Below are 13224 nucleotides of genomic sequence, written 5' to 3'. Positions count from 1 at the left end.
TTACACCATCAAGTACCACAAAAAGTTCGGTAAGGGAGGTTTGATGGTGCTGGTAAAGTGCAGAATTCTTCTTGTTCAGTACTGTATTCGTAAGGTCTTGACAGAACATTAAGCAGTTTTTCCATCACATTTAGGTCTCCCTCATTTACCGCAGCCTCGAGCGCCTCTTCTACCCGGTGATTCCGCGGAATAACTGCAGGATTGCTGTTTCGCATTAACTCTAGGGAAGATTCTCTTGATTCCTCCTGTCTCCCTCGTCTTGCCAGCCATTTTTCATGCCATTGCGTAAATTCTGGAGTCCCATTGAGAGGAGTATCTTCCATCTTTTCGATCGTTAGCGCACGGAAGGTATTCGTATAGTCCGCATGGTATTGCTGCATTATTTTGAGGAGATCTTCCACAAGGGTTGCATCCTGCTCTTCCTCGTTAAAAATCCCCAACTTTTCTCTCATTCCTGCAAGCCAATTCTTCTGATACAAATCCATATAGCCGGAAATGGCATCCTGAGCAATATTTACAGCCTCTTCTTGATTCTCATGCAATAATGGCAAAAGTGTTTCTGCAAATCGCGCAAGATTCCAACCGGCCATATACGGCTGATTACCATAAGCATAGCGTCCTTGAACATCGATCGAACTGAATACTGTTTCTGGATCATATGTATCCATGAAGGCACAAGGACCATAATCAATCGTTTCCCCACTAATTGTCATGTTGTCAGTATTCATCACTCCATGAATAAAACCAACTAACTGCCATTTTGCAACCAGCCCAGCCTGCCGCTTAATTACTTCCTTTAGCAGGGAAAGGTATTGATTCTCATTCACCTCAATGTCTGGGTAATGGCGTTTTATTGTATAGTCTGCGAGGATTCTAAGGTCCTCATCACTTCCCCATTTTGCCACATATTGAAAAGTACCGACACGAATATGACTTGCAGCCACACGGGTGAGGATTGCACCTGGCAAATAGGTTTCTCTGGCAATGGTCTCACCCGTTTCTACCACTGCTAAACTGCGGGTGGTCGGAATCCCAAGTGCATTCATGGCTTCACTGATGATATATTCACGAAGCATTGGACCAAGCGCTGCCCTTCCATCGCCCCCGCGGGAATACCGAGTTCTTCCTGAACCTTTAAGCTGAATATCATAGCGCTCTCCTTGAGGGGTAAGCTGTTCACCAAGCAGCAGCGCCCGGCCATCACCTAGCATAGTAAAATGTCCAAATTGATGTCCGGCATAGGCCTGAGCAAGGGGGGAACCGCCCTCGGGAATTCGATTGCCTGCAAGGACTGCGATTCCATCTTCCGACTGAAGTCTCTCGACATTCAAGCCTAGTGATTTTGCTAACGGTCCGTTAAGGATAATTAAATTAGGCGATCTGACAGGGTTTAGGTTTTGACCGGTAAAAAATGATTCTGGAAGCCGAGCATAACTATTGTCAAAATTCCAGCCTGTTTCATTTTGATTTGTCATGGTAACTCCTTTAAAAAAGATGGTTGTTTTTTCCTTCGCTGATAAAGCGTGTTAATTCGCTGATAAAACTAATAAATTCGCCGATAAGCTTCGATAATTCGCTGATAAAACTGATAAATTCGTTGATAAGGTGGATTTCACACCTCTTTTAATGAATTTAAATCATCTACTCCTCATATTAACACTTTTATTGTCCACTTCTTCAAAAACCAATATACCTACACGTCACCGCTATGATTTCTTTTTAAATAACAAATATGAATATAAGTAAATCCCCGCAACCCCAATAACTAACGCCGCAAAGAATAGCTGCATACCAATTGAACCAAACAAACCTGCTATAAGAGAGATAAGTCCAATAACAACTAAAACATAGCCACCAAATCTGTGCGTTTTTTTCCACACATATTCCGAGGCAAGTGTCCATGGTGATCGAAAACCAATAAAATAATTGTGGCGAATTTGCGCCATGTAATTACCAAGTACAATGAAAAGTATTCCAAAAAGGATAGGCACTATCTTTTGAAAAGGGACATAAATCCCAAGTGCACTTGCAATGGCAATTAGGTTCATACAGGATAAAAACAGGATAATCACCAGATTCATAATCGAATAGGCGTTTTTATGCAATTTATAAGATTGCTTTTTCGGGTCTATTACTGGTAAATAGTTTAGGAAAAAAAATAAGACAATAGGCAATGCACCAAGGCTGACAAGTTCCAGTTTAGGTCCATAGCGGTTAACCTCGCCCTTGATCCCCCAATGCACAGGCACTTTATCCGGTAAATTAGGATACGCCAAGAGATTCAGCAGCAATGTAATGATTGCAATTCCCATTGTTATATAATAAAGCTTATTTTTCCTCACACGTTTCTCCCCCTTAACTTTTTTTATCTAGCAGCCACTTAATGACATCCTGCAAAATAGTGGAATTTAACGAGTAAAGGATAAACTGGCCCTTTTTTTCATCGAGAACTAATCCTGCAGATTTAAGGATTTTTAGATGATTGCTGATGGAGGGCTTGCTCATATCAAATTGGTCGGCAATTTCACCCGCTGTTAAATCCTGCTCTTTCAACAAATCAAGAATTTTTCTTCTTGTTGGATCGGCTAGTGCCTTAAAAACTTCGTTCATTTAAGCCTCTCCTTTTATATTTAGTTAATTATCTAAATATATAATACCATATTTTTGAAATAAAAAAAGACCAAAATGGCCTTTTTCATTTAATCAACGTTCCCGGTTTACGATATAATTCAATAAATGCTTCAAAAAAGTAATATTGCGCGGCACTTCCTGTAACCCCTCGATTGCAAGACAGTAATGTTCCCACATCGCTTTTCGAGCACCCTCTAAACCAAGGATAGACACAAAAGTCGACCGATTGTTTTTAGCATCTATTCCGACAGGTTTTCCAAGTAAGACCCGATCCCCTTCCACATCTAGCAAATCATCCTTAATCTGAAAAGCAATGCCGGCATGGCGGGCAAAATTTTTCAAGGCCATCATTTCAGCTTCCTCAACCTGGGCTAGAATCGCTGGCATGATGAGTGACGCCTCAAAGGCGATTCCCGTTTTATAAAAGCACATCGTATTCAATTGTTCGAGTGTCATTGGTTTCCCTTTAGACTCTAAGTCCATCGCCTGTCCCATACACATACTCTCTGTAACCCGAGAAGAATACTGAATCAACTGCAGCACTGTTTTCGCATCAAACTGGTCAATAGAGGCTTGTTCTTCTGTCGCCTTTTGAATTAAAAAGATGCCGGATAATTCAGCAATAGCCGCATTATAGGTCTGATGGAGTGTAGGACGCCCCCTGCGCGTAGATGCATTATCCTGGGAGGGCAAATCATCAAAAATAAGCGAGGCAGTATGCATATATTCCAAAGATTTTAGCAGCGGTACCATCGCTTGCGGAGGAAATCCATAGGCGTTAACCCCCATCACCCAGGTAATAATGGGTCTCAGCCGCTTTCCATCCCCTTCCAAGCTATAATTTGCAGCCTCAATGATTGAATCGTGAAATTCAACTTTGGGAATCGGCAAAAGTCGGTTCATCTGATCACGTATACGCTCAATCGTAGTAGAGAATTCATCCTGCTCTTTCTGTTCATTTTTCAACATCGTAATTACATGATCTCGAAGCAGTTTATCAAAGAAATCTACATCCGCTGCTTTTCGGACCATTTTTTGAATCAGACGATTGAATTTAGGTACACCGGAAGCAAATAGCCTCATCACTTCATTGTATTTTTCTGTGCCCATTCGTTCTTTAAAACGTTTCAGGCCATTAATGGCACGATCGAGAATTACTTCACAAGTCTTTAGATCCGAGTGATACACGTTATGAATTAAATTTGAGATAACCGTCCAGTATAACTCGAAGGGATTGATCAGATCCTTACGCTTCTGATGATATTTTAGATAATAGGTATAGGGAGTGACCGCACCATCCTCCCAATCATGAAACATATCAGTAAAATCATCCGCCAACTGATTATAAATGCCGTAAAAGAAGGTACGGTTGTCAAAACCCTCGTCCTCAGGGGCACTAATAACAGACCTGGCAATCAATCGGGAAAAAGAAGATTTTAAAATGATAGGAAGATAAAGTTCTTCATTGCTATAGTTTGGATTGGATAGATTCTTTTCACGGTCCACTTCCTGAGAATGAAAGAAAACAAAGGATTGCTCAAAAAAACTGTTACGTGTTTCAGGAAGTTGATGGGCCTTAATATATTCAAAGGCTTCTCGAAGTTCTGAATGAATCGGGCGAATCATGTCTTCAATCGCCAAAGCCCACTCCCCCAGCTCAGGCACAGCGCCAGTAATAAGGGTGGTCCGGATTAGATTGGAATATTGTTTTTTCTCTTCATCAGATAAGACTTTGGCATCGAGAAGGTCGTCAATAAAAGGGTAGGTAAGTCCATAGGAATAACCCAGTCGAATCGCTTCATCCAGTTTGCGGGAACGTTCTTCCGGCGAAATCTCCTTGTCCATCTCTTCCGTCACATGCATGACGACACCGCCAATAATTTTAATTAATTTCCGCTGGGCATTTTCCGCGTCCATCCCCTTTGGAATTATTTCTGAAACCGTTTTAAGTTTATTAATTAACCAGATAATCGTAGATTCAATACGTTCCTTCTGGCCCCACCGGTACATTCCGGCCAAACTATACATTTCCGTTTTGACAGGTTGTGTGAGTTGATTTTTCAAGTGATCAACTACCTGACGGATCCTCTTTTGTGTGTCAGGGGAATCCAAGGCTTTACCCAGATCCCGCATAAATATATATGAGATACTTCGATCTAAATAGGGATCTAGTTTTCCTGTATAATCAAGCCAGCGGATATGATTGTAATATCCTGTTCTTTCCTTTTTACGTGAAAAAAAAGAGAGGGATGGATAACGATGAATATGATTATGTTTCCAGGACTGAATGTCTTTTGTTAAGACAGGAACAAAAGTCTTTTGCTGAACCTGGGTCAACAGTGATTGAAAATATTTTGCAGCCTTCTCTTCAGCCTGCTGATAGCATGTATCGGTATCATAAATTAGTTCCTTATTCATCGTAAACATTCCCTCTAGTTTATTTTTCTATTTTAAAAAAATATCCTATATCTAGTAATTATACAAAAATTTTCACTCGACCCTATTAAAATATATTTATATATAGTCCAAAAACAACCGCTTTATACGCTTTTCCTTAAAGGAAATTGAAAAGACCTGTTCCCTCATTACAGGAACAGGTCTTTTTGAAAGAACTCATTTAGCTTTTTGTCACAAGTTTCAATGGTGCTGGAATTTTTTTTGCTACCTTTTTACCTTGAACCACATCTCTCCCGGCATCAGCGATGACAATATAATCTGTATGGCCGAGGTCGGTTAAAATTTTAGAAATATGACTGTTTAACATTCCATGGCGTTTCATGTTACACACTCTCCTCTACTTCTTTTATAGTCGGCATACCGCCCTGCGCACCAAATTTGGTCACCGATAGCGATGCAGCACGGTTGGCAAAACGGACACTTTCCTCAAAGCTCTTTCCTTCCGCTAATGCCACGGCAAAGGCAGCATTGAACGTATCGCCTGCACCTGTCGTATCAACGGCTTCTACCGGAAAAGATGGAACCACTACCTCTTTTTCACCATCGTGAAAGCGAACGCCATTTTTACCTTCTGTGATAAACACTTTGTTTGGATATTGCGCTAATACTACGTGTAGGTCCTGATTTTCAAATAGGATCGCAGCCTCCGATTCATTCGGTGTAAGATAGGCTGCCTTCTCAATGACCTCTTTCCTAATTGGCCTTGCCGGTGCAGGATTCAGCAATAAAGGAACACCAAATTCATGGCATTTTTCGCAAACATATTCAATTGTTTCTTCAGGAATCTCTTGCTGAATCAAGACAATATCTGATTTACGAATTACATCGAGCGCTTTTTCCACAAAATTAGGTGTTACACAATTATTTGCACCCTTCACAACAATAATGCTGTTGTCACCATCTGCAAGGATAATATGAGCTGTTCCACTTTCCAAATGTGTAACCGGTTCCACATAGGTGGTAAAAACGCCATTTTTTTTAAAATTATCAAGAATCGTTTTTCCAAATGCATCGCTGCCAACACATCCAACCATATAAACCTCTGCTCCTAATCTTGCAGCAGCGACTGCCTGGTTGGCCCCTTTGCCGCCAGGCACAGTTTTAAAAGATTCACCAAGAATCGTTTCACCCTTATTTGGACGTCTTGGGGCAGTAACAACTAAATCCATCGATGAACTTCCAATTACGGTTATTTTAGCCATTTTCTTCAACCTTTCTTGTTGTTTGCCTTTCAATAAATGTAACAGGCAATTGAATATTTTTATGTTCCAATTTTTCATCATCTATGATTTGAATCAATAATTTTGCTGCTTCTCTTCCCATATCATAGGCCGGCTGGCGAATCGTCGACAAAGCTGGGTACAGTAAGCTGCTGAGCGGGATATCATCATATCCGATAATTTGCAGTTCGTCCGGAACAGAAATCCCTCTTCTTAACGCCTCATGCAAAATAGCTGCAGCACCAAGATCATTACTGGCAATCACTCCGTCTGTCTCCGGAAATTTTTCAAATAATTCCTTCGCAATTTTTTCAGCATCGTCAAAGGTAAAAGAAGCCGTAGTCATCACATTAAAATTAACATTATAGTTACAAATCTCATTGATTGCACCTTTAAACCGGTCTTGTGCTGTCCCTAATTCAATCGGTCCTCGAAGCAACGTAATCCGCTTGCTTCCTCTTTTTATTATTTCTTGTGCGGCTATTTTCCCGCCAGCCAAGCCATCTGCATAAACGGATGGATGTTCATTAGCTGTCCGATCCAGAAAAACAACTGGAAAATCTAAGTTTTCATAATGACTCGTTTCTGTCTGGTTGGTTGCGGATATGATACCGATTACATTATTTTGTTTAAAGGTATCAATATAATCAATTTCTTTCTTCGGCTTTTCATCAGCATTCCCAATGATCAGCCGTAAACCATGTTCCTGCATCTCGTCCTCTACCCCGCGTGCAAGCTCTGGAAAGAAAGGATTTCGAATATCGGGAAGCAATAGGCCGATTAATCTGGATTTTTTCCTATAGAGAGAACGGGCAACTTCATTTGGTTTGTAATTTAATTCTTGAATTGCTTGCTCTACAAGCTTTCTCGTATCTTCATGGATATAACCTTTATCATTTAAGGCTCTTGAAACCGTCGCTACAGATACTCCAGCTTTTTTCGCGACATCTCGTATTGTAGCCATTATGTTTCACCTCTTATATGTAACCGATTACACATCTAGATTAGCACAGAAAAAACATATATGCAATAAAGAAATTCTTTTAAGATGATATCTTTCCTATCACCATTAATTTGCCCATTAGTGAATAAGATTAAAGCATGGGGTCAGCCCCCCGGTACAATATTGTTTTACTCCGCTGAGTGTCAGGCTCTACATTTGTACCTTAGAAAGAAATCACCATAAAAATTCTTAAAAATAGTTATTTGTCCGTTTCAGAAAAATACCCGTCTCATACTATACGAATGAATGAAAAGGAGGAATACAAATGACACAATCAGATTTGCCTCAGTTAAGCCCACCTCAGTATACTTATTTTAACGAACTTAAATATTCAATTGGCAATGATCCCATGGTGCAGGTGCTTAACTTAATTGAGTTTCCAGAAGATGGAGGATATTTAATCCCTATCATTGTTTTTAGCAGTCGGAAAAAAGCTCGGGCATTGGCGACGATTCTAAATCTGCAAAAAGAATTAGGAAATATCACGGTGAATGCAATCGTCATTTATGATAAATCCATCGTCAGACCATATGGACGTACCTTTACTGCGGAGGGTCTTGTTGATTTATTTGAAGAGGCATTATCTTCAAATCGCTATTTTAAATTTGCTGAAACAAAACTTTTTTCTCCAGATACTCCTTCGGTGTATCCTGTATTCACAAAGAGTGTCATTCAATTTTTTAACGACGACATATCTGACCTCTATAATAATTTTAATGAAGTTGCAGCCTTTGTGTTCAGAGATGTATTAAGAGATGAAATTAATGGCATTCTTATTAATCCTTCAACTGAAATGGATTCATCGGCGACAGAACAAGACGCTGAATAACAAAGTAGGAATGGCTGTTTGATACACCAACCCTATACTAATTTTTTTGGACCCGATGGGATTCTTTTTTATTACTTTGAAAAATGGGATAAAGTATGTAAACAAATGATGATAAAGGAAAAATAAAGAGGAGCCCCTTCGATAACGAAATGGCTCCTCTTTTTATATAAAAAAACATTTATTTCGCTCGCTCAACAAGCTGTAGAAGTTCCTGATCCGGGCCGGGGAATAAAATCATCCGGCCGCCTTCAAGCGTTGGTTTGACTTCATCAGCAGAAAACTCGATTCCCTTTTTCTTTAAAAACTGAATCGACTCATCAATATTTGTTACTGTGAAGGCAAGATGATTAACAATTCCCTTGTCACTATATTCTCCTAAAAATTTAAGATCACGGATCAATTCAATCTCCATATCCGGTTGCGATTCTAGATAGATAAAAGCCATTTCCCGATTCGGATTACTTCCCCGAAGGCGAACCTTAAATCCAAAAATCTCAGTGTAAAACTGAATCGACCGATCCATATCCGTAACAATTATCGCTACATGTTCCATTTTACTAATCATTGCCTATCTCCCCTTATTATGAGTTCAGATCCCATGACTTATTTAAAAACAATACTCATTAATTCTTCACCAGTATATAAACCCTTTATGCCTGGTTTATTTTGGATGTAATCGTAGATTTCTATATTTGAATAATTACTTCGCAGGCCTTTTATAATGGTGGATAAATAGGATTGTGAAGGTTTCTCCCATTCCACTTCGTCTAGATTCCACGGAGCCGTAAAAGTGAAAATGGGATAACCCTTATCCTCGCCAAGGTAAACAATATTTCCGTACCAGGATGATCGAAAAGTAGTCGACCTGTTCTCGATTACTTCATTCAGATCAATATCAATTTCAATTCCACCATTTTCTTGGCTTACGATATCCAAAAATTGTTCAGTCGCGACAAGATATTTCGTGCTATAGGTCATGTTAGCGGGATCTGGTTTTAAACCGATAAAGGCAACACCCTGGAAATCCCAGCCTGCTGCCTTTTTTGCAAAATAAAGAGGATAGGGTATAGTAAAAGCCGACACATCAATTGGCAGGGAACGGTCTCTACATCCTGACTCCACTCTAGTAGACCCTTCAGGACTTCCTCCTTTGATATAACATAAAAATCGTTCAAACTTTAGATTTGATCCATAACTAGCGTACCAGACATATTGTTTCGCTTTATCCATAATGAATCACCCAACTCTATTAAAATTCTTCCTAATGGTAAGCAATCACTTTCAACTTATATGAATGTTCTAAGTTTATTATATCATCCGATTAGGTGATAAGATGCAATGGTCACTTCTAAAATAAAAAATGGGACAGCCTCTGCTATCCCATTTTTTATTTTAGGAGTATGAAAAGTGAAGATATTGCCTGGCTAACTCATTACTAGAAAAAATGGGTGTGGTATATACATTATTAAATAGTTATGTCATTACCAATAGTAAATAATGAGGGATTATTGAAATTTAGTGAATTTAGTGAAGTATTTATCCGATTCTTGGCTTCTGAATCTAATTCATAACGATTATCGCTTATTTTCTTTACTTGATTATCTAAAACATATACTCCTTTTAAAATGTGGGTTGCCCCCAACGTTGTAAGTACAGGTTTCAGGGCATAGTCAATCATTAATAGATGCCCAAAAGTGCCACCAACAGCAATGGGTAAAATGGTCTTATCCTCCAGACTATTTTGTGGCAAGAGATCCATGTAAGTTTTTAACACACCTGAAAAAGATGCTTTATAAACAGGGGTCAAAATAACTATAATATTTGAATCCTCTACCTTCTTATTAGCATCTAAAATTTCTTCACCATTAAATTTTGCATGAATTAATGCTTCTGGTGGAAGCTCGCGTACATTTATGATTTCGGGAGTATACCCACTTGCTTGAAAATAAGTTAAAACCTCTTGGAAAACTCCATTTAATCTTGTTTTCTCAGAGGGACTCCCTGAAATAATGGTAATATTGCTCATGATTCAACCGCCCTTTCTTCTATTAAATTCTCGATTTATTATTTTTTCTTATTCGAAAATTTTATGGATCCCAAATTACCATGGGGGTGTTGTTGAGATTTGAAAGTTCTATATTCGGTTTCTAATTCCGTAAGAGATAACTCAAAAAGATGTTTATCTTCACTCTTATATACATTAAAAGCAATTAGCTTTTCGATTAATTGCTTGCGCTTTTTTTCCACAGCATCCCGAAGTATATTCCCCATCCGAATCACTCCTATTTATATAATTAGTCTATAAATGAAACTTTTTCGTTTGGTTTTTATACTTTATAAATCATAACGATAGCATTTAACTAAAGTATCATGGTTAAAAAATTCCTTCGTTTGATCTCGTTTAAAGCCAAACCATTCATACAATCGAATCGCTTTTTGCATTTTATCACCTGTGTGCAAATACAATTTGTTTGCTCCTTGAGACTTTGCGAATTGAAGACCAGCTTTTAATAATTCTTGTGCTATGCCGCGTCCCCTTGCTTCCGGGTGAACAGCCAATAGCCGAATAATCGGTGAGAAAATCTGTAACTCTGGTCTTTGATAGGCCTTTTCTGAGGATAGAAATAGCTGTAAGGTACCAAGAATATTGTCATTACTTTTGGCAATTAAGATTTTTTCTACTTCAGGATTATCCACAGATGCCTTTATATTAGTTAGGTACTCCTCCCAAACTCGAGCATTTTTATATTCATTCTTATATTGTTGATAACTTTCGACCAATAATTGCTGTACTGCCTCTTTTTCTTCTTCTAGTAATTCTTTTATAACAATTTGATCAATCACAACATATAACACCCTTTCTTAAAAATGAACTAATTCACCCGCTCTTTTAAGGGAGTAAAAAATGATTCTCCCGATATTCTTTGTAGGAATCGTCGCGTCCGTTCTTCCTTTGGTGCAAGGAAAATCTCCAATGGGGTGCCTTCCTCGACTATTACTCCTCCATCCATAAACAAAACACGATCAGACACCTCTTTAGCAAAACTCATTTCATGTGTAACGACCACCATCGTAATCCCCTCTTGTGCAATTTCTTTAATTACTGAAAGCACTTCCCCAACTAATTCGGGATCTAATGCCGACGTTGGCTCATCAAAAAGAATAACCTCAGGATTTAATGCCAATGCTCTTGCAATTCCTACTCTCTGTTGCTGTCCCCCTGATAGTTGAGTCGGATAGTAATGTAACTTATCACTGAGACCGACTTTTGCAAGCACTTGTTCACTTACCATTTTTGCATCCTTTTTCTTTACTTTTTTTGCAACAATTAACCCTTCCATTACGTTTTCTAGCACAGTTTTATGAGCAAATAAATTATAATGTTGAAAAACCATTGCTGTTTGTTGTCTTATAGATAAAATTTCTTTTTTCGTAACCTTTTCAGCATCAACCTGAATATTGCCCATTTGAAAAATACCTGTTTCGGGCCTTTCTAAAAAATTTAAGCATCGTAGTAAAGTGGTTTTCCCTGAACCACTTGGTCCGAGAATCGTAACCACCTCTCCTCGGTTTATTTTGAGATTAATGCCTTTTAACACAGGCAATTTATTAAACGATTTTTTTATTTCTTTTAAAATAATCATGACACGCCTCCTCGACTATACAATGTCACCCGTTTTTCAAGTAAAAATGAAATGCCTTCCACAATGATTGTAAGTCCCCAATAGATGATTCCTGCCGCGATAAATGCTTCAAAGAATTTCAAATTGGTTGAAGCAACAATATTGGCAGCTCCTGTCAATTCTTTTTCAGATACAAGAAAGGCGATTGACGAAGTGTGTAAAAACCCGACAAAGACATTTGTAAAATTGGGAACTGACTGTGCCAACGCCTGTGGAAGTACAATCCGAACCATTGCTTGAAGCTTAGTCATCCCTACTGAGTAAGCTGCTTCCAATTGACCTGTTGAAACACTGATAATCCCTGAGCGGATAATTTCGGATAAATAGGCACCTGCTGCTAACGACAAGGCGATTAAAACAAACAAAACAATTGGAATCTTACTGGATTGGATATTTAAATCAAATCTTGACGATACTTGGTCCACTAGTAATGGAATTCCATAATATATGACCATAATATGCATGATAATAGGGGTCCCTCTAAAAAAGGAAACATACCCATTAGCAGCCTGGTATACAAACCTTGTTTTATAAATCCTTACTAGTGCAACACCCATTCCGATTAAAAAACCAACCAATAAGGGGACAATTGTTAAAATGAGCGTAATGGGAAGAGACTTAATAATTTCTTTAAAAGCGATCCAAATAAAAGGAATATCAATTGTCATTTAAATCTCCCCCTTTTTATGCAGCAACTGATAAATCAGCTTTCTGATATCGATTGAAATATTTTTCTAGTATTTTAAATATCTTCTCAAATAGTAGAACAACTGCATAATAGATAATCGAGAGGGAAATATATACCTCCAGGGCATGCGCAGTTGCTGAAATAAGCGTATCACCTCTGCCCACCATATCCATCACACCAATGGTAAAGGCAAGTGAAGTATCCTTTAATGAACCAATAACTGAGTTTGCTATATTCGGAAAAGCAATCCGTATAGCCTGTGGTAAAACGATTCGAAAGAAGTTCTGAGTGCTGGTCATTCCAACTGAATAAGCTGCTTCCGTCTGTCCTTTATCAATGGCGCGTATCGCTCCCCGAAAAATTTCTGAAAATCCTGCTCCATTACTAATTGCATAAGTAATAATGACAAAATAGATGGCCTCCATCTTAGAAATATCAAGATGAAAAACCATAAGAACAGCAGGGAGACCATAAAATACTAGGAATAATTGGATTAATATCGGTGTCCCGCGAATAAACGAAACATATAGAATCACTAATTGATTCAATAAAGGAATTTTAAACAGCCTCGGTATAGCGGCTGCTACACCGAAGATAAGTCCCAGTAAAATAGATGCCGCTAAGATCTGAAGCGTTACCCCTAGGTAATGCAAGAGGGTTGGTAAAAACTCGATAATTAATAAAGGATCAAATGCTTTCGCCATTTTTTGACA

The 13224-nt window shown here is 38.6% G+C and carries 15 protein-coding genes and 1 pseudogene; 1 reads left to right on the top strand and 15 read right to left on the bottom strand.

All coding sequences use genetic code 11. The annotated features are described in order from the left end of the window. Positions 1-8: 8 nt before the first annotated feature. From M028_RS0124670 to M028_RS0124640, 7 genes and pseudogenes are all read right to left on the bottom strand, one after another. Positions 9-1475 carry a protein adenylyltransferase SelO gene (locus M028_RS0124670; RefSeq protein ID WP_026576226.1) on the bottom strand — a complete coding sequence of 489 codons (1467 nt, stop codon included), beginning with the start codon at positions 1473-1475 and terminating at the stop codon, positions 9-11. 231 nt (positions 1476-1706) lie between these two features. After that, positions 1707-2342, bottom strand: a complete 636-nt coding sequence (locus M028_RS0124665; protein ID WP_026576225.1) for an SdpI family protein — start codon at positions 2340-2342, stop codon at positions 1707-1709. Positions 2343-2355: 13 nt separating this feature from the next. Beyond that, entirely contained in the window at positions 2356-2610 is a 255-nt protein-coding gene (locus M028_RS0124660) for an autorepressor SdpR family transcription factor (RefSeq protein WP_026576224.1), read from the bottom strand. Between the two features lie 93 nt (positions 2611-2703). Continuing rightward, positions 2704-5058: a polyprenyl synthetase family protein gene (locus M028_RS0124655; RefSeq protein ID WP_035424654.1), complete on the bottom strand. Its 2355-nt coding sequence runs from the start codon at positions 5056-5058 to the stop codon at positions 2704-2706. Positions 5059-5263: 205 nt separating this feature from the next. Beyond that, positions 5264-5410: pseudogene (locus tag M028_RS32390) on the bottom strand (RbsD/FucU domain-containing protein); the annotation flags it as partial. A 1-nt stretch (position 5411) separates the two neighbouring features. After that, entirely contained in the window at positions 5412-6290 is an 879-nt protein-coding gene (rbsK, locus tag M028_RS0124645; protein ID WP_026576222.1) for a ribokinase, read from the bottom strand. Then, complete coding sequence (locus M028_RS0124640) at positions 6283-7272, bottom strand: LacI family DNA-binding transcriptional regulator (RefSeq protein ID WP_026576221.1); 990 nt, start codon at positions 7270-7272, stop codon at positions 6283-6285. The genes rbsK and M028_RS0124640 overlap by 8 nt, the downstream gene beginning before the upstream one ends. A gap of 304 nt (positions 7273-7576) precedes the next feature. Here M028_RS0124640 and M028_RS0124635 point away from each other — a divergent pair, with 304 nt between their 5' ends. Next, positions 7577-8140, top strand: coding sequence for a hypothetical protein (locus M028_RS0124635; RefSeq protein ID WP_026576220.1), 564 nt, complete (start codon positions 7577-7579; stop codon positions 8138-8140). Between the two features lie 178 nt (positions 8141-8318). Here the strand turns inward: M028_RS0124635 and M028_RS0124630 are convergent, their stop codons facing one another. The 8 genes from M028_RS0124630 to M028_RS0124595 all read right to left on the bottom strand — a co-directional run bounded on the left by M028_RS0124630 (position 8319) and on the right by M028_RS0124595 (position 13215). Then, positions 8319-8705: a VOC family protein gene (locus tag M028_RS0124630; protein WP_026576219.1), complete on the bottom strand. Its 387-nt coding sequence runs from the start codon at positions 8703-8705 to the stop codon at positions 8319-8321. 38 nt (positions 8706-8743) lie between these two features. After that, complete coding sequence (locus M028_RS0124625) at positions 8744-9370, bottom strand: hypothetical protein (protein WP_026576218.1); 627 nt, start codon at positions 9368-9370, stop codon at positions 8744-8746. 235 nt (positions 9371-9605) lie between these two features. Beyond that, positions 9606-10166, bottom strand: a complete 561-nt coding sequence (gene ssuE, locus M028_RS31010; RefSeq protein ID WP_035424650.1) for an NADPH-dependent FMN reductase — start codon at positions 10164-10166, stop codon at positions 9606-9608. 38 nt (positions 10167-10204) lie between these two features. Beyond that, entirely contained in the window at positions 10205-10411 is a 207-nt protein-coding gene (locus tag M028_RS0124615; RefSeq protein WP_026576217.1) for a Fur-regulated basic protein FbpA, read from the bottom strand. A 63-nt stretch (positions 10412-10474) separates the two neighbouring features. Then, positions 10475-10984, bottom strand: a complete 510-nt coding sequence (locus M028_RS0124610) for a GNAT family N-acetyltransferase (RefSeq protein ID WP_026576216.1) — start codon at positions 10982-10984, stop codon at positions 10475-10477. A gap of 29 nt (positions 10985-11013) precedes the next feature. Next, positions 11014-11784: an amino acid ABC transporter ATP-binding protein gene (locus tag M028_RS0124605; RefSeq protein WP_026576215.1), complete on the bottom strand. Its 771-nt coding sequence runs from the start codon at positions 11782-11784 to the stop codon at positions 11014-11016. Then, the gene (locus M028_RS0124600; RefSeq protein WP_026576214.1) at positions 11781-12491 is read right to left on the bottom strand and encodes an amino acid ABC transporter permease; all 711 of its coding nucleotides are present in this window, start codon (positions 12489-12491) and stop codon (positions 11781-11783) included. Before M028_RS0124600 ends, M028_RS0124605 begins: the two co-directional genes overlap by 4 nt. Positions 12492-12507: 16 nt before the next feature. Next, positions 12508-13215: an amino acid ABC transporter permease gene (locus M028_RS0124595; RefSeq protein ID WP_026576213.1), complete on the bottom strand. Its 708-nt coding sequence runs from the start codon at positions 13213-13215 to the stop codon at positions 12508-12510. Positions 13216-13224: the final 9 nt, after the last annotated feature.

The organism is Bacillus sp. UNC438CL73TsuS30, assembly GCF_000482325.1.
GTDB lineage: Bacteria > Bacillota > Bacilli > Bacillales > Cytobacillaceae > Neobacillus.
Note: the sequence above shows the minus strand (reverse complement) of the source record. Positions and strands in the feature narration are given on the sequence as shown.